The 22280-nt window shown below is 61.2% G+C and carries 26 protein-coding genes; 9 read left to right on the plus strand and 17 right to left on the minus strand.

Going from position 1 to position 22280, the window contains the following annotated elements; genetic code table 11:
• Positions 1-199: 199 nt before the first annotated feature.
• Positions 200-973, plus strand: coding sequence for a hypothetical protein (locus PQU92_RS06730; protein WP_272747447.1), 774 nt, complete (start codon positions 200-202; stop codon positions 971-973).
• A gap of 109 nt (positions 974-1082) precedes the next feature.
• The gene (locus tag PQU92_RS06735; protein WP_272747448.1) at positions 1083-1634 is read left to right on the plus strand and encodes a hypothetical protein; all 552 of its coding nucleotides are present in this window, start codon (positions 1083-1085) and stop codon (positions 1632-1634) included.
• A 6-nt stretch (positions 1635-1640) separates the two neighbouring features.
• On the opposite strand, the gene PQU92_RS06740 is transcribed toward PQU92_RS06735, so the two are convergent.
• Complete coding sequence (locus PQU92_RS06740) at positions 1641-2771, minus strand: PQQ-dependent sugar dehydrogenase (protein ID WP_272747449.1); 1131 nt, start codon at positions 2769-2771, stop codon at positions 1641-1643.
• Between the two features lie 342 nt (positions 2772-3113).
• On the opposite strand from PQU92_RS06740, the gene PQU92_RS06745 reads away from it, so the two are divergent.
• Positions 3114-3875: a slipin family protein gene (locus PQU92_RS06745; protein WP_272747450.1), complete on the plus strand. Its 762-nt coding sequence runs from the start codon at positions 3114-3116 to the stop codon at positions 3873-3875.
• Between the two features lie 53 nt (positions 3876-3928).
• Here the strand turns inward: PQU92_RS06745 and rplS are convergent, their stop codons facing one another.
• From rplS to PQU92_RS06790, 9 genes are all read right to left on the minus strand, one after another.
• A complete protein-coding gene (gene rplS, locus PQU92_RS06750) occupies positions 3929-4357 on the minus strand; it encodes a 50S ribosomal protein L19 (RefSeq protein ID WP_272747451.1) in 429 nt (142 codons plus the stop codon).
• 22 nt (positions 4358-4379) lie between these two features.
• Complete coding sequence (gene trmD, locus PQU92_RS06755; RefSeq protein WP_272747452.1) at positions 4380-5132, minus strand: tRNA (guanosine(37)-N1)-methyltransferase TrmD; 753 nt, start codon at positions 5130-5132, stop codon at positions 4380-4382.
• Between the two features lie 36 nt (positions 5133-5168).
• Positions 5169-7514, minus strand: a complete 2346-nt coding sequence (locus tag PQU92_RS06760; protein WP_272747453.1) for a TonB-dependent receptor — start codon at positions 7512-7514, stop codon at positions 5169-5171.
• A 135-nt stretch (positions 7515-7649) separates the two neighbouring features.
• Positions 7650-8153 (minus strand): hypothetical protein, encoded by a 504-nt coding sequence (locus PQU92_RS06765; protein ID WP_272747454.1) that lies wholly within the window; start codon positions 8151-8153, stop codon positions 7650-7652.
• A 71-nt stretch (positions 8154-8224) separates the two neighbouring features.
• Positions 8225-8473 carry a hypothetical protein gene (locus tag PQU92_RS06770; RefSeq protein ID WP_272747455.1) on the minus strand — a complete coding sequence of 83 codons (249 nt, stop codon included), beginning with the start codon at positions 8471-8473 and terminating at the stop codon, positions 8225-8227.
• A gap of 79 nt (positions 8474-8552) precedes the next feature.
• Entirely contained in the window at positions 8553-9026 is a 474-nt protein-coding gene (locus PQU92_RS06775) for a YaiI/YqxD family protein (RefSeq protein WP_272747456.1), read from the minus strand.
• The gene (locus PQU92_RS06780; RefSeq protein WP_272747457.1) at positions 9027-9299 is read right to left on the minus strand and encodes a hypothetical protein; all 273 of its coding nucleotides are present in this window, start codon (positions 9297-9299) and stop codon (positions 9027-9029) included.
• Positions 9296-9967, minus strand: coding sequence for a pentapeptide repeat-containing protein (locus PQU92_RS06785; protein ID WP_272747458.1), 672 nt, complete (start codon positions 9965-9967; stop codon positions 9296-9298). Before PQU92_RS06785 ends, PQU92_RS06780 begins: the two co-directional genes overlap by 4 nt.
• Before the next feature lie 31 nt (positions 9968-9998).
• A complete protein-coding gene (locus PQU92_RS06790; RefSeq protein WP_272747459.1) occupies positions 9999-10655 on the minus strand; it encodes a hypothetical protein in 657 nt (218 codons plus the stop codon).
• A 52-nt stretch (positions 10656-10707) separates the two neighbouring features.
• On the opposite strand from PQU92_RS06790, the gene coaBC reads away from it, so the two are divergent.
• From coaBC to PQU92_RS06805, 3 genes are all read left to right on the plus strand, one after another.
• Positions 10708-11907, plus strand: a complete 1200-nt coding sequence (gene coaBC, locus PQU92_RS06795) for a bifunctional phosphopantothenoylcysteine decarboxylase/phosphopantothenate--cysteine ligase CoaBC (RefSeq protein ID WP_272747460.1) — start codon at positions 10708-10710, stop codon at positions 11905-11907.
• The gene (gene dut, locus PQU92_RS06800; RefSeq protein ID WP_272747461.1) at positions 11904-12365 is read left to right on the plus strand and encodes a dUTP diphosphatase; all 462 of its coding nucleotides are present in this window, start codon (positions 11904-11906) and stop codon (positions 12363-12365) included. Before coaBC ends, dut begins: the two co-directional genes overlap by 4 nt.
• A 138-nt stretch (positions 12366-12503) precedes the next feature.
• Positions 12504-12851, plus strand: coding sequence for a hypothetical protein (locus PQU92_RS06805; protein WP_272747462.1), 348 nt, complete (start codon positions 12504-12506; stop codon positions 12849-12851).
• Here the strand turns inward: PQU92_RS06805 and dapB are convergent.
• Positions 12848-13579, minus strand: a complete 732-nt coding sequence (gene dapB / locus PQU92_RS06810) for a 4-hydroxy-tetrahydrodipicolinate reductase (RefSeq protein WP_272747463.1) — start codon at positions 13577-13579, stop codon at positions 12848-12850. The two genes, PQU92_RS06805 and dapB, sit on opposite strands and share 4 nt — an antisense overlap.
• Positions 13580-13702: 123 nt before the next feature.
• On the opposite strand from dapB, the gene PQU92_RS06815 reads away from it, so the two are divergent.
• Both PQU92_RS06815 and PQU92_RS06820 read left to right on the plus strand, forming a co-directional pair.
• Complete coding sequence (locus tag PQU92_RS06815; RefSeq protein WP_272747464.1) at positions 13703-14206, plus strand: DUF3828 domain-containing protein; 504 nt, start codon at positions 13703-13705, stop codon at positions 14204-14206.
• A 27-nt stretch (positions 14207-14233) separates the two neighbouring features.
• Positions 14234-14719, plus strand: a complete 486-nt coding sequence (locus PQU92_RS06820; protein ID WP_272747465.1) for a YqhG/Tai3 family protein — start codon at positions 14234-14236, stop codon at positions 14717-14719.
• Here PQU92_RS06820 and PQU92_RS06825 read toward each other — a convergent pair.
• From PQU92_RS06825 to PQU92_RS06840, 4 genes are all read right to left on the minus strand, one after another.
• A complete protein-coding gene (locus tag PQU92_RS06825) occupies positions 14700-15296 on the minus strand; it encodes a class I SAM-dependent methyltransferase (protein WP_272747466.1) in 597 nt (198 codons plus the stop codon). The two genes, PQU92_RS06820 and PQU92_RS06825, sit on opposite strands and share 20 nt — an antisense overlap.
• Before the next feature lie 28 nt (positions 15297-15324).
• Positions 15325-16485, minus strand: coding sequence for a molecular chaperone DnaJ (gene dnaJ / locus PQU92_RS06830; RefSeq protein WP_272747467.1), 1161 nt, complete (start codon positions 16483-16485; stop codon positions 15325-15327).
• Positions 16486-16628: 143 nt separating this feature from the next.
• Positions 16629-18527: a molecular chaperone DnaK gene (dnaK, locus tag PQU92_RS06835; RefSeq protein ID WP_272747468.1), complete on the minus strand. Its 1899-nt coding sequence runs from the start codon at positions 18525-18527 to the stop codon at positions 16629-16631.
• Between the two features lie 262 nt (positions 18528-18789).
• Entirely contained in the window at positions 18790-19128 is a 339-nt protein-coding gene (locus PQU92_RS06840) for a hypothetical protein (protein WP_272747469.1), read from the minus strand.
• A 349-nt stretch (positions 19129-19477) separates the two neighbouring features.
• On the opposite strand from PQU92_RS06840, the gene PQU92_RS06845 reads away from it, so the two are divergent.
• Positions 19478-20422, plus strand: coding sequence for a dienelactone hydrolase family protein (locus PQU92_RS06845; RefSeq protein WP_272747470.1), 945 nt, complete (start codon positions 19478-19480; stop codon positions 20420-20422).
• A gap of 40 nt (positions 20423-20462) precedes the next feature.
• Here PQU92_RS06845 and grpE read toward each other — a convergent pair whose 3' ends face one another.
• Positions 20463-21059 (minus strand): nucleotide exchange factor GrpE, encoded by a 597-nt coding sequence (grpE, locus tag PQU92_RS06850; RefSeq protein ID WP_272747471.1) that lies wholly within the window; start codon positions 21057-21059, stop codon positions 20463-20465.
• A gap of 24 nt (positions 21060-21083) precedes the next feature.
• A complete protein-coding gene (gene hrcA / locus PQU92_RS06855; protein WP_272747472.1) occupies positions 21084-22169 on the minus strand; it encodes a heat-inducible transcriptional repressor HrcA in 1086 nt (361 codons plus the stop codon).
• Between the last annotated feature and the right edge of the window lie 111 nt (positions 22170-22280).

Consider the following 22280-nt stretch of genomic DNA (forward strand, 5'->3'; position numbering starts at 1 on the left):
ACCGCAGAATCCCCACACAAGTCTCGATCGGCGACAGATAAAATCGCGCCTGTGGTACGGACTTTTGTGGTTTGCCGCCCTCACCGGGACCATAATCGGCGTTCTCGCCCTGCTCGGCGGCTGAATTCGTTAACCAAAGTCTTAACAGCCGCCCCGGTTCGCGCTTATAGTGCCGCCTTCAAGAGGGGCAACCGGCGGCATGACCAAGAAACATATTCTGTACGCGATCTTTGTCCTGCTGACCGTGACGGTACTGGGCGGCGTGGGCTACTGGGCCTACTGGAATTTCTTCATCCGCTGGAGCCCGATCACGGTGACCCAGAACCAGAAGGAAATTCAGACCCTTCTGGATGCGTCCGGCTTTGCCGCCTCGGGCAAGGAAGGCCCGGAAATGTGGGTCATCACCTACCGCAACTGCGCCTCATGCAAGGTGTGGGAAGAGCAGGAACTGCCCAAGTTCGAAGCCATCGCCGCCGATATCCGCATCGTCCCCTTCGCGCCGATGGATGTCGAGGGCAAGACCAAGACGACGCCGTCCGAACGCGCCACCATCGCCGAAATCTGGCTCAACCGCTCCTATTCGCTCTATCGCCAGTGGCGTGCGGCCCCGGAAGAGACGTGGCAACCCGACTTCCGCGCCGCCGACGGCGATCTGGCGCGCACAGCGGTCGTCGGTGCCAGTCGCGATTTCATCACCCAGCTTGAGCCGCTTCTGGCCAATAATGGCGTGCCGATCCGCTATCCGCTGATCATCTGGCGCGACGGGGCCGAGCATATCAAGATCTGCGCCTGTTCGGACGAACGCATGTACCACTATGTCCGCGACGATCTGCACGCCCCAGCCAGCCTGACTGAAAAACCGGCAGCCCCCGCCGCGCCCATGATCGAGCAAAAGCAACCCCAGCCCTTGCCGGAGGCCGGTACGGTCGCCAGCGAGGCCGCGGCTTCCAACTATGGCCCCGATGCGCTTTAAGCGCCGCTGAGACTTACAAATCCCGCAAGGTGGGGCGCTACCCCTGAACAGGGGTTTACCGCAGCGCAAACTTGAGCCCATGGTGTGGCGGGTAAACCGGGGAAAATCGATGAAACGGATAGTCGGCGTAATGCTTGCTGTGGGCGGCCTGATCGGGGCGCCTCTGGCTCTGGCGGATTCCGTCAAGAGCGAGATGATCCTCGACGGCACGCGCATGAAGTTCGCCGACAGCGAAGGCTGGTACAGCTTCCGCACCCCCGTCACCGGCGAAACCACCCAGAGCGAGGACGGATCACGCGTCTTCATGTGGGATTCGTCCGACGGGAAGTACTATTTCAACGTCTCGCGCGGCAAGGCGCAAACCCCGATGCCCGCCGATCAGCTCGACGCCAATGTCCAGCAGATGATCACGCCGGGCTCGGCCGACGACCTGTCGATCGCCAAGGACGTCACCGCCATCACCGGTCGCGAAGTCATCACCCTCAACGGGCCGCAACCGGTCAAGATGGCCGTCTGGCACGTCGAGGTGAACGGCGGCAAGCTGTTCTACGGCGTGGTTCTGGTGCCGAAGGGCTCGATGGCGGTAATCTGTCTCGGCGACCGGCCCGATTGCGGCACCCTTCTGAGCAACGATTTCCGCATCGAAGCGGGTGCGTTCTAAATCAGGTCAGGCGCCCTTCGGCACGATCCTGACGATCCGCCCGTCGGCATTATCGAAAGCGACATAAAGCGCGCCATCCGGCCCCATGACCACGTCGCGGATGCGCTCCCTGAACTCGGTCAGGAGCTTCTCTTCCTTGACGACCTTTTCGCCGTCCAGCGTGATCATGTCGAGATATTTAAACTTCAGCGAACCGATGAACAGCTTGCCCTGCCATACCGCGTGCGGGCCGTCGTAAAACCACATGCCCGACGGCGCGATCGACGGCACCCAATAGTGCAGCGGCTCTTCCATCCCCGCCTTCTGCTTTACGCCGATGCGACCGCCGCCATATTCCTCGCCATAGGTGACCAGCGGCCAGCCGTAATTCTTGCCCGCACGGGCGATATTGATCTCATCGCCCCCCTGAGGGCCATGCTCGTTGGTCCAGAATTCGCCGGTCACCGGGTGGATCGTGCCGCCTTGCATATTGCGGTGACCATAGGACCAGATTTCCGGCTTAGCACCTGCGGTTTTCACAAACGGATTGTCTTGGGGGATCGATCCATCCGGTTTGATGCGGATGGTCTTGCCGAAGGTCGTGCCGAGGTCCTGCACCTTGTCGCGATAAGAGGCGCGCTCGCCGAGCGTCGCGAACAGATATTGCCCGTCCTTCGAAAAGGCCAGACGCGAGCCCCAGTGGTTCGGTCCCTCGACCTTCGGGCTTTGTTGCCAGATGACTTTGGTGCCGGTCAGAGCCGTACCCTCCAGCTTGCCGCGCGCAATCGCCGTCCCGGCGGTATCGCCTTCGCCCGCTTCGGAAAAGCTGAGATAGACGAGGCCGTTTTCGCTGAACTTCGGATCGATGGCCACATCCAGCAGACCGGCCTGACCGTAGTCGACCACCTCCGGCGTCCCCGTGATCACCTGAGCCGAGTTGCCATCGGCGCTGATCAGTTTCAGCGTCCCGGCTTTTTCGGTCACCAGCAATCGCCCGTCCGGCAGAAAAGCCATGCCCCACGGCTGCTCGATCCCTTCGGCAAACACCGTGGCATCGTAACCTTCGACCGAGGTCGAGGGCTTGGTCTGGGCGCAGGCGGGGGTCGAAATCAGGGCGGTCAGGGCCAGACCGGACAGAAGGGCATCGCGACGGTTCATGAGCGGTCGTCCTTTATCTGTTGAAGGGGCTGACCTTAGCCGCCACTCGGGGCGGGGCAAGTCAAAAGCCCGTCAGCTATCCTGACAGGTGACGTAACTTGACCTTAAACGCGCGGCCTCGCATTGTCCGTTGGCGTGACCGAAAAAGGCCGTCCGGGAGATTATAGATCGCCGACAAGACGGCATAGTCGGTCATGCTCTGCATTCAGGTTGCATCTCCCCGCCTTGCGGGCCGGTGTCAGAAAGCGGACGATCGGGCCTGAAGGTTTTGCGCCTCCCCCGCCGTTCGCGATGCCGGTCCCGCAGGGTTTCATTATCAGCCGCGCTTTCTAGGTATTTCGAATGGATATCGACCCACCCGCCATTATTACCTTCATCATTCTGATGGCCGTCCTGATCGGTGCCCTTTGGCTCAATTCGCGCTATCAGCGGATGACCATCTATGCCTATCAGTGCGGGCTTTTGTACGAGAAAGGCGTCTTCGTGAAACGGCTGGAGGCCGGGATTCACACCTGGCACCCGCGCACGCAGTTCATCGAGATCGTCGATACGCGCAAACGCCTGATCGTCCTGCCCGGTCAGGACATACTGACGCGTGACAACGTCAATATCCGCCTGACTTTGGCCGGATTTTATCAGATCAGTGATGCCTATACCGCCACGACCGCGCACGAATCCTTTCACGCGAGCCTGCACAATCTGGCGCAGATCGAGTTGCGCCGTGCCGTGGCCGACCTGACGCTGGAGGATTTGCTGGCGCAAAAAGGCGAACTGGACGAACGCCTGACGACGGTGCTTGCGCCACACGGCACGGCCCTGGGCCTGACGCTGAGCGACTTTGCCGTCCGCGATGTCCTGCTGCCGCCGCACCTGAAACGCGCCTTTGCCGGGGTGCTGGAGGCGCAAAAGGATGCCCAGCGCCAGATCGAACAGGCGCGCGGTGAACAGGCCGTATTGCGCAGCCTCGCCAATTCGGCCCGGCTCTACAGCGACAATCCGATGCTGTTGCAGGCCCGGCTGATTCAGGCCCTGTCGAAGGGCGGCAATACCATCGCCTACAGCGCCGAGCAGGGATTGGCCCTGACACCTAAGAAGAAGAAATAAAAAAACCCCGCTGGCGACCAGCGGGGTTTTCATATCTCGGTTGCCCGAAAGCCTTAGCCTTCCGTAGTGTCCGTGGCCGCCAGCTGAGCGCGCAGTTCGTCGCCCTTCGAGCCGCGGGTCGAGTTTTGCGAACGCTCGACGATACGGGCCGACTTGCCGCGACGGTCACGCAGATAGTACAGCTTGGCGCGACGCACGACGCCGCGACGCTTCACTTCGATCGACTCGATGGCCGGCAGAAGCAGCGGGAACTTACGCTCGACGCCTTCGCCGAACGAGATCTTGCGGACGGTGAAGGTTTCGTTGATGCCGGTGCCGGCGCGGGCGATCACAACGCCTTCATAGGCCTGGACGCGCTCGCGGTCGCCTTCCTTGATCTTCACGTTGACGCGGACGGTGTCGCCCGGTTGGAAGGCGGGGAAGGTCTTGCCTTCGCGCAGCTTGGCGACTTCTTCGGCTTCGATTTGCTGAAGCAGGTTCATGATGTAACTCCGATATTGAGGCTTACGCCTTGGGCGTGCCTTTTGCCTGTGATTTGGAAAGATACGCGTCCCAGAGATCCGGTCGGCGTTCTTTCGTGGTTGCCTCTCTCATGCGCTGCTTCCACACGGCCATTTTTTTATGGTCGCCGGATAACAGCACTTCGGGGATGTCGAGGCCCTCGAAATTCCGCGGTCGCGTGTACTGCGGATGTTCGAGGAGACCATCCTCAAAACTTTCTGTATCGAGGCTTTCCGATGCGCCGAGAACCCCCGGAATAAGCCGCACCACCGCTTCGATCGTCACCATCGCCGCCGATTCTCCGCCCGCAAGGACGGCGTCGCCGACGCTGATCTCTTCGAACCCGCGCGCATCGAGTACGCGCTGATCCACCCCTTCGAACCGTCCACACAGAACGATCAGGCCAGAGGCCTTCGACCATTCGCGCACTTTTGCCTGAGTGATCGGGCGACCGCGGGCGCTCATATAGAGCTTCGGACGGTCATCATTTTCACCTAGACTGTCGAGCGCCTTGGCAATCACGTCGGCCTTTAGGACCTGACCGGGACCACCTCCGGCGGGGGTGTCGTCGAGAAAGCCGCGCTTATCGCTCGAAAAGGTACGAATGTCCACAGGCTCAAGCGCCCAAAGCCCAGATTCTTTTTCGGCATTGCCCAGCACCGACACGCCCAGCGGCCCGGGGAAGGCTTCGGGGAACATGGTCAGGACGGAGACGCGGTACGGCGCGAGGGGGATGGCGAGGTTTTCTTCGGACATTGAGGGGCCTTAGCACAGCCCCCCACAAAACAAAACCTACCGCTTCAGCCTCAAGGTCACCCCAAGCGTGCGGGGCTGGCCCATGAACGCATTGAATGTCCCCGTCTGCATCGGCGCGCTGAAGACCACCTGATAATAGTCCTCGTCGGTCAGGTTTTGACCCCAGATATCGAGCGCCACCGAACCGTCCTTGCGGGCAAAGGTCAGACGGCCATTGGCCAGGGTATAGGCCGGCTGTATCTTGATAGGGGCCAGATCGGAGCCGGTATTATAGTCGGAATTATAGCGCGCATCGAGCGACGCGTCGAAATCGAGCCCGAACAGGTCGCGTGAATAATCGACCTGCGCCGTCACCGACCATTTTGGTGCGAAGGAGGCGCGGGCATCGGTCAGGCGCGGCAGGCCCGACACGATATCCGGCCCGAACTGGCTTTCGGCATAGGTCGCCCCCGTCACGAAGCGCCAGCCGTTACGCAGGCGCAAGCGCGCCTCGGCTTCAACCCCGCGCGAGGTCAGCTCCGGTACCGAGGTGACGAGGAAGGTGGTACCGAGGAAGGTATTGAGCTGGAAATCCTTGAATTTCTGATGGAAGGCCGCCGCATCGAGCGCCAGACGCCCGTTCCACCACCGGCCTTTGAGGCCGGCCTCATACGCCGTCACCGTTTCCGGTGCGAACGACGTATTGGTATCGGCGGCGTAGGTTGCCGTCTGTTCGCGATCGAGGTTGAACCCGCCGCCCTTCCAGCCGCGCGCGGCCGACACATAGGTCAGGACCTTGTCCGTCACCTGCCAGCTCAGCTTGAGCGTACCGGTCACGGCCTCGTCGCTCATCCGTTGCCCCAGAACGAGGCGGTTGAAGGCGGGATTGGAAAACGACTGACACAGGGTGCCGAGCGACGCCGAGCCTTTGGCCTGCGCCGCCGCACAGGCGATACCGTTATCGGAATTGCTATAGCTCGACAAAAGCGTCTTGGTCTGACGATTATAGCGCAGACCCAGCACCGCCGAGACATCCGGGGTGATGTCCCAGTCGAGATTGGTGAACAGCGCCGCATTACGCTCACGCTGATGATGGACGTCCGCCGCGCCCTGACCGGCGACATAGGACTGCCCGACCGCCAGGCCGGTCAGTTCCGACACGCGGTTGATATTGGCCCCGCTGGTCAGGATCAGCCCCAGATAGGGTTCGAAATCGACGCCATAAATATATTGATCGTGGCGCGTCAGGTCTTCGGACGACAGATAGGCACCCACCAGCCAGTCGAGCGTACCGGTGTCGCCGGACAGGCGCACCTCCTGGCTCAGGGTCTCGAAACGGTTGCCGAAGGCCCCGCTCGGCTCGCGATAATAGATGTCGGCGCCACTGAAATCGGCGTCGTAACCTTGCTTGTGATCATAACGACGCACGGCGGTGATGGCGGTCAGTTCGACGCTATCGGTGAGGCGCGCATGGGTTTCCACCGACAGGCCCTGATCTATGATTGCCTGCGCGGTCGAACGGTTGAGCCAGGCCTGACGATCGTGGATATCCGCGGCCTTGACGACGCCGTCACCGACCGACAGACGGTCTATATAGGCCGCCGCCGCCCCGACCGAGACGGCGGTCCCGGCGCAGCAGTGTTCGTCGCGTTTCGTATAGTCGGCGATCAGACGGACCTTGAGGCGATCCCCCGCCATGTACAGCAGTTGCCCGCGCCCCGAATAATAGTTCTGGTCACCGTCTCTGGTCTCGCTGCGCGGCCCGTCACCGGTCTGAATATCGTACTGACCGTCGCGCTGACGGTGGACAAGGCTCAGGGAGCCGGCCAGACGTTCCGAAAGCGGTCCCGAAACAAAGGCATCCACCGCGTAGGTGCCGTGATCTCCGGCGGTCAGTTCCAGAGTCTGGACGGGCTGAAAGCCGGGTGCCCGGCTCACCACTTGAATGACGCCCGCCGACGCCCCCTTGCCGAACAGGCTGGTCTGCGGCCCTTTCAGGATTTCGACACGCTCGACCTGGCCCAGATCGCTCATGGCGGTGGCGGTGCGGGCGCGCACCACGCCATCGATGACCACGCCCACCGACGATTCGAGGCCCGGATTGTCGCCGACCGTACCGACGCCCCGCAGACGCGCCGTCGTCTGGGCCTCATTGGCGGTCGAGGTGATCAGCAGCGACGGCGTCAGAAGCTGCATGTCCTTGAGATCATAGGCGCCTGCGCCGCGCATCTGGTCGCCGGTGACCACAGCGACCGAAATAGGGGCCTTGGCCAGCGGTTCGGGCTTTTTACGCGCCGTGATGACCACCTCGGTGACGGCCTCCTGCGCCAGAGCGGGCAGGGCCGTGAAAGCGATGAGGGTGCCGCACAGGGCGGTGGCCGAACGAAGCCGCAGGAAAGTCATGGGTCTTAAAGTCTCTTACTACGCCGGGGGAGGCAAAATGAACGCTTCCCCCTAAAACGTTCACTAATTATACGCAAGACCTATTTTTATGACGCCCTTATTTTGTTCAACACCCCTGAATGGTGTTCACAAACCCTAATGCGGCCATTCTTCTTTCAAGACCTGAGCCTGCCCGTCCTTCCAGCGCACTTCGAGGGACGGCTTTTCCGGCTTGCCTTCGGCAAACAGTTCGTAAATCACGGCGGCATCGGTCTGGGTGCTTTCGATCACACGGACCGGCGTCAGCCCCTTGACCGCGGCTCTCACCAGCGCCGGAGCGGTTGCCCAGTCGATGTCGCGCTGGATTTCGACGACCTTATAGGCCTCGCCCTCCTGTAGCAGGTCGAGCTCTACGGCCGAACCGTCAGGTCGCGTACCTTCAACATCGTAATAGACGCGCCCTTCGCGTTCCTTGCGTTCGAATTCGGCAATGGTCAGGCCCGGAATGGCGGCGATGGCGGCGGACCGCACCCCTTCCGGCAGATCGACCGCCGCCGGGGGCGATTCCGGCGGCTTTTGCGTCGGCTCCTGAGGCGGCTCGGCGGCTGGGGAACAGGCGGTCAGGACAAGGGTAACGGCAAGCGGCAGCAGACGTTTCATGGCATCCTCCGGTAATTTTGCCGCACGCTATCACGGCGACTCATCAGGGAGAAATGCGCTTTGAGTATCGATCAACGCGTATAGCCGAGGTCTTCCTCGCCTTTGTCACCGTCACGAACCAGATCGAGATCGTCCGCCTCGTTGTCCAGCTTGCCCTGACCGAAATTCAAATCGTCGTCCTGTTCCTGGGTCTGTTCAATGCTCTGATCAAGGTCATCGGCGTCATTCATATCGATATCGAGATCCCCAATGGACGACTCGTTATCACGTTCGTTGGTCAGCAGGTCTTCCTGCGGTACTTTCGGTTTGGGGTCGGTCATCATAGTCTCCTTTTTCAGGAGGATGATAGACACCCGCTAAGGTTTCGAGCCGAAACCCTCGCGTCTTTATAAAGCCAGCCTAGCGTTTAAGTTTTTGGGCCTTGACGATCACCTGATCCAGCGTCTGCAAAAACTGCGAACGATTGGCGGCGGAAAAGGGCGGCGGCCCGCCGGTAATCTCACCGGTCGAGCGAATATGCTCCATCAGGGCCCGTTGCGACAGGGCCGCCCCGATCGAATCCGGCGTAAAGGCCCGCCCGTTCGGCGCGATGGCATAGGCCTGTTTCGCCAGCACCCGCCCGGCCAGCGGAATGTCGTTGGTGATGACGACGTCGTGCGCCACGGCCTGATCGGCGATCCAGTCATCGGCGATATCCGGCCCAGCATCGACGATCATCCGTTCGATCAGGGGGGATTTCGGGATCTGAATGAAGCTGTTCGACACGACCACGGTCCGCAGGCCGTAACGTCCGGCGACCTTATAGGTCTCGTCCTTCACCGGGCAGGCATCGGCATCGATATAGACCGTAACTTTCTGGGTAAGGGGGGGCATTCAGATCAGGCCTATGGCCATGGCCGTCATGACCGACTGCTGCATCTGATTGGCGCGGATAAAACGGTCATTGGCGAGAATGTCGGTCTGGCGCATGGCGGTTTCGGTCGCCGCGCTCTCATCGCCTTTTTCGGTGTCGTAATGGCGAGTAATTTCCACCGACAGGGCGCGCAAGGCGTCCATCACGGTCAGCCCGGTTGCCGAAAGATCGGCGACCTCGGTAAAACCGACGCGATAACCACCCCCGGTCAGGATTTCCACATAAGGCTTCATCTTACCTTCAACCCCAGTTCCGACAGAAGCTCCGCCGCCTGTGCCTTTGAAATCGTCGCGCCCTTGAACCGCCGGGCGTCTTCCAGCCGTACGCCGCCGATATCGGTCCCGCGCAAATCCGCCCCTTCGAAGCGCGCGTGACTCAGCCCGGCATCGCGCAAACTGCAGTCTTCGAACATAACCTCGCGGAAATCGACATTGGCCAGATCGGCATTGGTCAGATCGAGCGATTTCAGCGTCTGCTTATTGAAAGCAAACCCGCGCAACCGCGCATCGTTCAGGCGGCATTCTTCGAAAACCACATCCAGATTGCGGCTGTCGTTGAAATTGGCCCCCGTCAGCTTGCAGCGCTTGAACACGGCCTGCGACAGGAGCGCGCCCTTGAACGGCGTATTGTTGAAATCACAACCGGTGAACTGGGCCTCGGTCAGGTCGGCGGAGGTGAAATCCGCCTGCCCGCCCTTGCACCCGATGAACTGCGCCCGTTCCATCCGCGCCGACTTGAACTTGGCCTTGCGCAGGATGCAGTCCTCGAACACCCAGCCATTGAGAATGAGGTCGGACAGGTCTGTCTCTTCCAGCTCGCAGCCTTCCAGCCGCACGGGCTCGCCCTTATTGGCCAGCAATAGTACCGCACCACGGTCGAGAATCTGATCGGTTAGGGTCATTTGAGTCATGACCGCAGTTTACAGGATTGCCCTACGGTTCGCCACCGCCTTCGAAGCCGCCGCCATAGCTGTCGCGTGTCATCGTCCGGCGCTCGGACTCGACCTGTTTCTGTTTTTGCCAGTAGGCCGCCCCTTCGTAGGGCCGAAACAGGGTCCGTGGTGCCCCCTTTTTGGTCATCACCGCAAAGACATTGCGGTTCGGATCGTAAAACAGCGTGTCGCCATTGTTGCGCGCAAGGGTCTGTACGCCCGGTGGCGGCGCGTGGATAAAACCGTGTACGATGGCCAGCCATTCCTCGTAGGACTTGGCCCCCACCTCTGCGCCATGCTTCTCAAAATGATAGGTGGCGTTCTCATAGGCCGTATACTGACGGTTCGACGACCACAGCGGCCAGTCGCCGAACTTGGTCTTTGTGGCCTTCTCCGCAGGCCCCGGCTTGAGACGGATCGCGGTTTGTTTGACCGGCTCGGCCGTCCCGACTTCGGCCGTCTCAACTTCAGGGGCGGGCACCTCGGCCGCCACGACCGGCGGGGACGCCTCAGCTATGGGCGCGGGTGTCTCGCGCGGGGCGACCTGCGCGGCGGGCGCTTCACCCTTTCCATCGGTCAGGACGGCGGACGGACCGGCATCGCAGGCGGCCAGCCCCAGCAGTAGTAATCCAGCGATTAGTCGTTGTGCGAATTTCATGTGCCCCCCATATCTATTGTCAGACCCCACGACACGATTTAAAGCCGTTCCCATGACCTCTGCAACCCCTCCCCGCATTCTGCTGATCGTCGGCGGCGGCATCGCTGCCTATAAATCGCTGGAGCTGATCCGCCTGATTAAAAAGGGCGGGATGGATGTCCGCGTCGTTCTCACCGAGGCCGCGCAATCGTTCGTCACACCCCTGAGCGCCGGAGCGCTGTCGGGCGACAAGGTCTACACCGACCTGTTCGACCTCACCGACGAGGCCGAGATGGGTCACATCACCCTGTCGCGTCAGGCGGAACTGGTCGTCGTCGCCCCCGCCACAGCGAACCTGATGAGCAAGCTGGCCGCCGGGCAGTCGGATGATCTGGCGACGACGCTGCTGCTGGCGACCGATAAACCCGTCCTGATGGCTCCGGCGATGAATGTGCGCATGTGGCATCATCCGGCCACTCAGCGTAATCTCAAAACCCTGCAAGGGGATAAGGTGCTGTTCGTCGGCCCCGGTGAGGGCGACATGGCCTGCGGCGAATTCGGACTGGGGCGGATGTCCGAACCCGACGCTATTTTTGCCGCCATCCAAACTGCGCTGAAACCGAAGACGCAACCGCTGAAAGGCCGCCATGTCCTGATCACGGCGGGACCGACGTTCGAGCCGCTGGACCCCGTGCGCGGCATCACCAATCGATCGTCCGGCAAACAGGGCTACGCCATCGCCGCCGCCGCCGCTCAGGCCGGGGCGCAGGTGACGCTTGTCTCCGGCCCGGTCAGCCTCACGACCCCCGACGGCGTGACGCGGATCGATGTCGAGACGGCGCAGCAGATGTTCGAGGCGGTCCACGCCCACCTGCCCGCCGACGTCTTCATCGGCGTCGCCGCTGTCGGTGACTGGCGCGCCAAGACCATCGCCCGCGACAAGCAGAAAAAGGGCGAAGGCGACGAACTCAGCGTCACCCTTGTCAAGAACCCCGACATCCTGGCCAGCGTCGGCAAGCACGAAACCTTGCGCCCCAGGCTGGTCATCGGTTTCGCCGCCGAAACGCGCAATGTCGAGGTCTACGGCCAGACCAAGCTGCGCACCAAGGGCGCCGACGCCATCATGGCCAATGATGTCTCAAAAGACGTGTTCGACGCCGACACGACCAATATGATCCTGATCGACGCCTCGGGTCCGACCTCCGGTCGCCATATGACCAAGACCGAGGCCGCCGCCGACCTTATCCATTACATAGCCGCGAAATTGACATGACCTATACGCCGACCGCTCACATTATCCAGTTGCCGCACGCCGCAGGCCTTGCTTTGCCGGCCTATGAAACCGAAGGCTCGGCGGGTCTCGACCTGCGCGCCGCCATCCCTGACGGCGAGGTTCTGACACTGAAGCCGCTGGGCCGTGCTCTGGTGCCGACGGGCCTCAAGGTCGCCGTGCCGCTCGGTTTCGAGGTGCAGGTGCGACCGCGCTCGGGGTTGGCGCTGAAATTCGGCATTACCTGCCTCAACTCGCCCGGCACGGTCGATTCCGACTATCGCGGCGAGGTCGGCGTCATCCTGATCAATCTGGGCTCGAAAGACTTCGAAATCCGTCGCGGTGACCGCATCGCCCAGATGATCGTCGCCCGCCATGCGCGCATCGAATGGTCGGTGGTCGAAAGCCTCGATGAGACCGAACGCGGCGCGGGCGGTTTCGGATCCACCGGAAAGTCGTAACAAGGATATTTTCATCTCGCCTGTAGCGCGAAAAACACGCTTTCCCGCTTTACCGATCCGGCGAAGCGGCCCACACTTCTGTCCATATATTAAGACGTGCCTACCTGCCCTACCGCCTTTCCGGCCATGAGGTGAACTATGGCGAGTGTGATCGATCTGACCCTGGTTTTCAGCGACCTCATCGTTGCGGCGCTGAACGGGTTGAACTGGATACCAGTGATTGTGCTCAGCGTCCTGATCGGCGTCATCCAGTCGCAGAAAACCGCTTATCTGATCAAGGCCGGGCTTTCGACCGGTCTGGCGCTCATCGTCAACACCCTGTGGCCGCTGGCCTTCGGTCTGACGCCGGTCCTGCCCGATCCCTTCGCGATGGAAACGCAGATTCAAACCGGCCTGATGTTCGCGGCGGCGTTCCTGATCATTCGCTTTCTATGCGTGATCAAGAACACCATTTCACTGACGCCGAAAAAGAAGGCTGAGGTTTAATTAAACCCCAGCACGTCCTGCATGTCGTAAAGCCCCGGCGACTGCTTGACGCCATAGAGCGCCGCCTCGACCGCGCCGCGCGCAAACAGGGTCCGATCGCGCGCCGAATGCGACAGGGTGATCAGTTCGTCTTCCGCGGCGAACAGGACGCTGTGTTCACCGACGATACCGCCGCCGCGAATGACCGAAAAGCCGATCGTGCCGGGTTCGCGCTGACCGGTCAGGCCGTCGCGCGCCGCCACCTTGGCATTATGCAAGGAGACACCGCGCCCGTCCGCCGCCGCGTGACCCAGCATCAAAGCGGTCCCTGACGGCGCATCGACCTTGCGCTTATGGTGAGCTTCGGTGACCTCGATGTCCCAGTCCAGCGCGTCCAGTTTCGCCGCCGCCTGCTTGACGAGACCCATCAGGATATTGACCCCCAGCGAGAAATTACCCGACCGGATAATGATATTGCGATCCTGATAGGCATTCAGCGCCGTTTCCTGCTCCGGCATGAAGCCGGTCGAGCCGATCACGTGGACCTTGCCGCCCGCTGCCGCGCAGGCCTCGGCGATGGCCAGAGTCGCGTTCGGCGTGGTGAAATCGATCACCGCATCGGCGTTCGTCAGGTCGATATCGTCGCCCTTGTCGAAGGTCGCGGCGATGTCGAACCCGCGTTCGGTCAGGACGCGGATAACGGCCTGACCCATACGGCCTTTGGCCCCGGCAACGGCGAAACGTGTCATGCGATCAATCTCCTTAATTCGCGTCACCCTTAGACAATCGAAGCGACCCGCGCAACTTATGACGGCGTTTGTAAGTGGTGGCCTCAGCATAACCGCGTTAGGGTGACGCGGGGAGAAATGCTCATGCACCGTCGCGCTCTATTGATATCACTGCTGGTTTTGTCGGCCACCGCGGCTCAAACCTCTCAAGCTCTGGCTGCCCCGAAGACACCGGAAGCGATGATCCGCGCCTTCTACGCCTCGTATCTGAGCATCAAAAACGAGACGATGGACTTTCCGAAGCCCGAGATCGATCTGAAGGACCTGTTTACACCCGACCTCTATAAGCTCTACCAGAAAGGCGAGGAAGAACCTGACGGCGACCTGCCGCTGCTCGACTGGGACGTTTTCGCCAATGGTCAGGACGTGCTGATGACCGAATTCAGCGTCTCGACCGAAGTCACCGACGCCACGCATCAGATCGTCACCGCGCGCTTCAAGAATTTCGACACGCCGATGACGGTTTACTACGACTTCGTCCTGACCAAGGGCAAGTGGCGCGTCACCGATGTCCGCTATCCCGGTGACGAGGACTCGCCGGAGGGCTTCTCGCTGCGCGGTTACCTCACCCATCCCCCAAAACGCTGATAAGTAACGCTGATAGGGAACGCTGATATGGATCGCCGATTGTTTCTCCTAGGCCTTCTGGCCGTCGCATCGCCGACCTTTGCTGCCGTTCAGCCGCCGCGCGACCTGATCCAGAAATTTTACCTGATCTATGCGGCGCAGGGCACGCAAGGGACCGGCAATGCCGTCGAAAAGGTACATCTGCGCGACTGGATGACCGACGATCTGCGCGTGCTGTACGACAAAGGGACGACGACCCAGCCGGGTGAAGAGATGCCGATCCTCGACTTCGACCCGTTCATCGATGCGCAGGATTACGAGATCACCGAGGTCAAGGTGACCGCAAAAATGCTCGATCCGAAACGTCAACTGGTAACCGCTTCGTTCAGGAATATCGGTACGCCGATGACCGTGCTGTACGACTTCGTCCTGACCAAGAAAGGCTGGCGGATCAGCGACGTGCGCTATCTGAAAAGCGCGGAACGGCCTGCCGGGTTTTCGCTGAAATCGTTCCTCAAGACGCCGCTGATCTGAACCGGTAGACTTTGGCCGGAACGACACCCGACTGCCCGAAATCTGGCACATCGTATCCGGCGACGTGTTCGAGATTGTTCAACGGCAACGGTTTGCGCCCCGGATCGCCGACCAGAATCTCGACCCCGGCGGCCTGACAACGCGTCAGAAACGCCGTGACGCGCAGGGCCAAACCCGCCTCGAAAAACACATCACCGACCGTCATCACATCACAATCTGGCGGAGCACCGTCGAGATAATCCGTGGTCTGAATATCAAACAAAACCCCGTTGGCTTCGGCGTTCAATCGCGCCGCCAGCGCCGCCAGCGGGTCGACATCGACCGCCATCACGGATGCCGCTCCGGCCTTCATCGCGGCAACGGCGACGATGCCCGAGCCCGTGCCCAGATCGAACACCCGTCGGCCTTTGACCACCTGCGGATGATCGAGGATATAGCGCGCCAGCACCGTGCCACCCGCCCAGCCGAAGGCCCAGTAGGGCGACGGCCCGTCGTCGCCGACCAACCGCCGCAGACCGCTGTGGGCATGGGCCTGATAGAGGCTGATGTCCGGCACCGACGGCGCGGGCGTGAGCATCAGATTATCACGGATAAACCGTTCAGCCTCAGGCGGTGCCAGTGATGTCGTCCCAGAAGCGCTTGGCCTTGTGCATGAAGCCCTGAGACTGGGCATAGGACTGGGCCTCGGCGATCTCGGCAAACTCCTGCATCAGTTCCTTCTGACGCGCGCTGAGACCCTTGGGCGTTTCCACAAACAGCTCGACGATCAGGTCGCCCTTGTGCTTGGAATTGAGCACCGGCATGCCCTTGCCCTTGATCTTGACCTTGTGGCCGGTCTGCGCGCCTTCGGGGATCTGGACCCCCAGCTTGCAGGTGCCGTCGCAGTTTTCACCGCCCATCAGGCACGGCACCTCGACCTCGCCGCCCAGAACGGCGGTGGTCATCGGCACGGGGATCATGCAGTGCAGGTCGGCCCCGTCGCGCTCGAAGATGTCGTGTTCACCGACGCTGAGGAAGATGTACAGGTCGCCCTTGGGGCCGCCCTTGGCTCCGGCCTGACCTTCGCCACTGAGGCGGATACGCGCCCCATCATCGACGCCCGCCGGGATGCGGACATTAAGTTTGCGGTTGGCACGAACCTGACCGTGACCGTGACAGTTGGTGCACGGCTCCTTGATCATCTGACCGGAGCCGTTACAGGTCGGGCAACCGCGTTCGACCTGAAAGAAACCGTTCGAGGTGCGCACGCGGCCATGACCGCCGCAGGTCGTACAGGTGACCGGCTTGGTGCCCGCCTTGGCACCCGAACCGTTACAGACTTCGCAGGTCAGCGTCGTCGGCACGTTCAGTTCGACATCGGCGCCCTGATAGGCCTGTTCCAGCGTGATTTCGTAGTCGTAGCGCACGTCGGCGCCGCGTTGCGGGCCATTGTTCTGACGGCGTCCACCACCACCGAACATATCGCCGAACATTTCGGAGAAGATGTCTTCGACATTACCGAAGCCCTGCGGGCCACCGCCAAAGCCACCACCGCCGCCCTGACCATTGACCCCGGCGTGGCCGAAGCGGTCATAGGCCGCACGCTTATTGCCGTCGGACAGGACCGAATAGGCTTCGTTGACTTCCTTGAACCGCGTCTCGGCCTGATCGTCGCCCTGATTGCGGTCAGGGTGATGCTCCATCGCCTTCTTGCGGAAGGCCGATTTCAGCGTCGCATCGTCCGCGTCGCGGGCCACACCCAGAATTTCGTAATAATCACGCGCCATTACACACAAGCCCTGTCTTCCCAAGCCCCCGCTTGGGTTGCCTGCACTATCCACACCGGCACCATAACCGATGTCGGACGAAACTCAAAAAAAGAGGGAGTCCAATCGAAATCAGACTCCCCCGTTTGTCTTAGAAGACCGGCTTAGGCCTTCTTTTCGTTACCGTCGACTTCCTCGAACTCGGCGTCGACCACGTCGTCCGAAGCGTCGGCCGCGTCGTCACCGGCTTCGCCATCGCCCTGAGCGGCGTACATGGCTTCACCCAGCTTCATCGAGGCGGTCAGCAGCGTCTGGTGCTTGGCCTTGATGTCCTCGACGTCTTCGCCGTCCTTGGCCGCCTTGAGGTCGGTCACGGCGACTTCGATGGCCACACGGTCGCCTTCGGCCACCTTGGCACCGAAGTCCTTGAGGGCCTTTTCGGTCGAATGGATCAGGGCGTCGGCCTGATTGCGGACTTCGATCAGCGACTTGCGCTTCTCGTCTTCCGCCTTGTTGGCCTCGGCGTTCTTGATCATTTCCTCGATATCCGCGTCAGACAGGCCGCCATTGGCCTGAATGCGGATCGAGTGCTCCTTGTTCGTCGCCTTGTCCTTGGCGTGGACCTGCACGATGCCGTTGGCGTCGATGTCGAAGGTGACTTCGATCTGCGGCACGCCGCGCGGGGCGGGCGGGATACCGACGAGGTCGAACTGACCGAGCGTCTTGTTATCGGCGGCCATCGGACGCTCGCCCTGGAAGACGCGGATCGTCACGGCCGACTGATTGTCATCGGCGGTCGAGAAGGTCTGCGACTTCTTGGTCGGGATCGTCGTATTGCGTTCGATCAGCGGGGTGAACACGCCACCCAGGGTTTCGATACCCAGCGTCAGCGGGGTGACGTCGAGCAGCAGCACGTCCTTGACGTCGCCTTGCAGAACGCCGGCCTGAATGGCGGCACCGAGCGCCACGACTTCGTCCGGGTTGACGCCCTTGTGCGGTTCGCGACCGAAGAAGGCCTTCACGGCTTCGACGACCTTGGGCATACGGGTCATGCCGCCGACGAGGACGACTTCATCGATGTCCGAGGCCTTCAGACCGGCATCCTTGAGCGCCTGCTGGCACGGGGCAATGGTCTTCTGGATCAGGTCTTCGACGAGCGATTCCAGCTTGGCGCGGGTCAGCTTGAGGTTCAGGTGCAGCGGACCCGAGGCGTTCATCGAGATGAAGGGCAGGTTCAGGTCGTATTGCGCGACCGTCGACAGTTCCTTCTTGGCCTTTTCGGCCTCTTCCTTGAGGCGTTGCAGGGCCAACTTGTCCGAGCGCAGATCGACGCCGTTTTCCTTCTTGAACTCGTCGGCAAGGTAGTCGACGACGCGCATGTCGAAGTCTTCACCGCCGAGGAAGGTGTCGCCGTTGGTCGACTTCACTTCGAAGACGCCGTCGCCGATTTCCAGCACCGAGACGTCGAAGGTACCGCCACCGAGGTCGTAGACGGCGATCTTCTTGCCGTCGTTCTTGTCGAGGCCGTAGGCCAGAGCGGCGGCGGTCGGCTCGTTGATGATGCGCAGGACTTCGAGACCGGCGATCTTGCCGGCGTCCTTGGTCGCCTGACGCTGGGCGTCGTTGAAGTAGGCCGGAACCGTGATGACGGCTTGCGTGACGGTTTCACCCAGATAGGCTTCGGCGTCTTCCTTCAGCTTTTGCAGGATGAAGGCCGAGATCTGCTGCGGCGAATAGTCCTTGCCGTGAGCCTTGACCCACGCATCGCCGTTCGGGCCCTTCGAGATGTCGTAAGGGACCATGCCCTTGTCCTTCTGGACCATCGGGTCGGAATAGTTGCGGCCGATCAGGCGCTTGATGGCGAAGAAGGTGTTGCCGGGGTTGGTGACCGCCTGACGCTTGGCAGGCTGCCCGATCAGGCGCTCCGAGTCGTCCACGATCGCGACTACCGACGGCGTGGTGCGCACGCCTTCGGCGTTTTCGATGACCTTCGGGTTCTTGCCGTCCATGACGGCGACGCACGAGTTGGTCGTACCAAGGTCGATACCGATGATTTTAGCCATGAGTCTGGGTCTGCTCCGTTATAGGCAATGGGCTTTCGGGGCCTTTTGAAGATAAGCACCCCGCTTGTCCATCCCCGTTGAGATGAAAAATGACGAATTTTTCGGGACCGTGGCAGGGAAAACGACCTGCTTCGATCCCGGTTGTGACACCGATATGGGGGCCGATACGGCCTGTGCAAGAGGGGGTACGCCCCGAATGGCAGCAAATTTAGTGTGGTTTTTCAGATGCCCCGGCGTTGAGAGGCAAACGGTTGCGCATAGGTCAGGGATAGAGCAACTGATCCGGTGTCTGCGGGCTAAACAGGATTTGACCTTTGGCCGCAGGGTGCGTCGTCTCCATAAGCCGGTAAGCCTTGCCGTCAAACCGGATCAAAGACCTATAGCCCGGCTGAACGCCGCCACCTTGCGTCCAGATCGACAGGTCCGGATACGCGCTGTTGCCCGTCAAACGCCGGATCGACGGCCAGCCCTGTATGTTACCGAGAACGCGGTACGAGGTGGGCGTCCGCTCCAATATCAGCAGATAACACCCGCTTGTGCCACATATGCCGCCACCGGAAGCATAGACCAGAACCAAAGACCGGCCACCGTGGCTAGGCATGGTTCGAACAGACACCCGCAGGGGGCCGGAATATATATTCGGGTATTCCTGCGTATCTTTATAGTGATTTTGAAGAAATGATCGAAGGCGCGGCGACAAAGCTTTCGCGGTTCCCGGGCCCGATTGCACTACCGGTCGCGGTCCAAAGACTCCATTGTCCGGTTTGATCCCGGCAAACGCATCGGATGCCAGAAAAAGCACCATACCGGCAACCAGATAAGCAATACCCGAAACCGTCCTTTTCATGCTTTGCGCCTTTAACCCAGACCGCTTGTTTTCGCCTCACGATGCGTTAAAACCTGACGATAAGCAAATCTTTCAAGCCCCAAAGCTATCCAAGGAAACGACCATGTCTGAGCGCCAAACGGGCCCCTCTTTCAGCCTCACCCGTCCCGAAGGCAACGAACCGCAGGACTTTCACCTCAGCCGCCGCGGCATTGCGGGCCTGTTCTTCGCAGGCTATGCGCTGGGGGCCGGGGCGGTCAATGCCGAGACGATCAAGACGTCATCCGACGGCCTGATCGCCAAAGACCTGACGGTCGGCACCGACACCGGCTATCAGATTCCCGCCTATATCGCCTTCCCGGAAAAGGCCAAACGCCTGCCGGTCGTGCTGGTGGTGCCGGAAATCTTCGGTCTGCACGACTATCTGCGCGATGTCTGCCGCCGACTGGCTCACGAAGGCTATGTCGCCCTGACCTTCGACCCGTTCGCCCGCGCCGGGAATGCCGCCGCATTGAAAGACACCGCCGAGATCCGCAAGCTGGTCGAAACGGCGACCAATGCACAGGTCATGGGCGATTTGAAAACCCTGATCAACTGGCTGAAATCGAACCCGGATGTCGGTCAGGGCAAGGGCACCTTCGGCGGCCTGAACAAATTCGCCAATACCTCGCGCATCGGCATTACCGGCTTCTGCTGGGGCGGCGCCGTGGTGTGGATGGCCGCGGCTTCGATCCCCGACATCAAGGCGGGCGTAGCGTGGTACGGGCGTCTGGAGCGTCCAGCCAGGACCGATTTTCTCGGCAAGGAAGAGCGCGAATGGCCGATCGACACGGTGTCGCGCCTGAAACGCCCGGTGCTGGGGCTTTATGCCGAACAGGACGGCGGCATCACCCTCGACAGCGTGGCGAAAATGAACGCCGCACTGAAAGCGACCGGCAAGACCAGCCATATCAAGCTGTTCAAGGACGCCAAGCACGGCTTCCACGCCGATTACCGCAACCTGTACAATGAAAAAGCCGCCAAGGAAGGTTGGAGCGACCTGCTCGGCTGGTTCAAGACGTATCTGTAATTCTCATCCTCCCCCGCGTGGCGGGGGAGGATGGTTTGACTTAAGCCTGCGTGTCCACAGTGCCACCGGACGCATCGCCATTGGCGGCATAGGCACCACCCGAAGCCGCGGCGGTTTTCGCTGCCGTGACGACCATGGCCGGACGGATGACGCGGCCGAACAGCTCGTAACCCGCCTGCATGACCATCAGGACGCTGCCGCCCTCGACCTCGGTGGAGGGCTGCTCCATCACCGCCTGATGGAAGTTCGGATCGAACTTGTCGCCCTTCAGCGGCGTGATCTTCTTGACGGCGTTTTTCTCGAACGCGCCCATCAGCTCCTTGTCGGTCATTTCAATGCCCGAGACGAAGTTCTTGAAGGCCGGATCGGCAATCTCTTTCGGCGTCGCCTGAAGCGCGCGTTGCAGGACGTCCGCGACGCCCAGCAGGTCGCGGGCGAAGCGCTGGATCGCAAAGGCGCGCGCGTCGTTCATTTCGCGCTCGGAGCGGCGTTTGACGTTCTCGGCTTCGGCGGCATAACGCAGGGCCTGTTCCTTGAGCGCCGCATTCTCCGCCTGAAGCTGCTCCAGAGCCGCGTTCAGCGTCTCGATGGCGTCGTTTTCAAACGGGGACTCGGTGTTTTGGGTCTCTTCGGTCATGACATCTCTATCGATTTGAGGGCGCTAATCTAACAAACGCCCAAGGATTTTCGCGGTGTAGTCCACAAGTGGGATGATGCGCGCATAATTCAACCGGGCGGGGCCGATGACCCCGATGGCGCCCATAACCTTCTGGGTTTGGCCGCCCGCCCGCATGTAGGGGGCTGCAATAACAGCCGAACCCGACAAAGAAAACAGTTTCGATTCCGATCCGATGAAAATTCTCACCCCCTGTGCCACCTTGACGTGGTCGAGCAGGTTGATCAGCTCCTCTTTTTCCTCCAGATCTTCGAACAGGGCCCGCACGCGTTCAAGGTCTTCGAGCGCCGAAGCCTCCAGCAGATTGGCCTGGCCGCGCACGATCAGGGCGCGCTTATCGCTTTCGCCGCCGGACCAGGCGGCAAGGCCCGCCTCGATCAGATGCGCCGCCGCGACGTTCAACTGTTCGCGCTCGCTGTCCAGTTCGGTGCGCAGCTCGCGGCTGGCCTCCATCAGGGTCCGACCGCGCAGACGCGCATTGAGGTAGTTCGACGCTTCGATCAGCACCGAAGGCGTCACCCCGGCCTCCAGCGTCATCAGGCGGTTTTCGACCCGCCCATCGTCGAACACCAACACAGCCAGCGCCTGATCGACCCCCAGCTTGACGAATTCGACGTGCTTGACCCCGGCTTCAAACGACGGCGTCATGACGACCCCTGCGCCGCCCGCCAGACCCGACAGCAGGTTCGAGGCCTCCTTCAGGGCGTGGTCGAAGGTCATGCCTCGGCCCGTGAGCCGCGCTTCGATCTCGCGTTTCGCCGCCTCGCCGATATCGCCGATTTCGAGCAGACCATCGACGAACAGGCGCAGGCCCTGATGCGTCGGCATCCGCCCCGCCGAGACGTGCGGCGCGCTCAGAAGCCCCAGATGCGCCAGATCCTGCAAGGTGTTGCGGATCGACGCGGGCGACAGGGCGATCCCGCCGCGCGACAGGGTGCGCGACCCCACCGGCTCACCGGTCTCCAGATAGGTCTCGACCACCTGACGGAAGACTTCACGCGCCCGGGCATCCAGTTCCCCCAGAGGGGCCGTGGTGCTCAGCAGCGACGAAAGCGAGGTTTTCGAGATCATAACTTAAAGGATATAGAGGGAGGATAGCGCTTGTGAAGGGCGAAACGCACAAGACACTTAAAGACTGGGCCCCTAAATTGCCACGATTGCGGCGAAATCTCTGCACATTGA

Source organism: Asticcacaulis aquaticus (genome assembly GCF_028550415.1).
GTDB lineage: Bacteria > Pseudomonadota > Alphaproteobacteria > Caulobacterales > Caulobacteraceae > Asticcacaulis > Asticcacaulis aquaticus.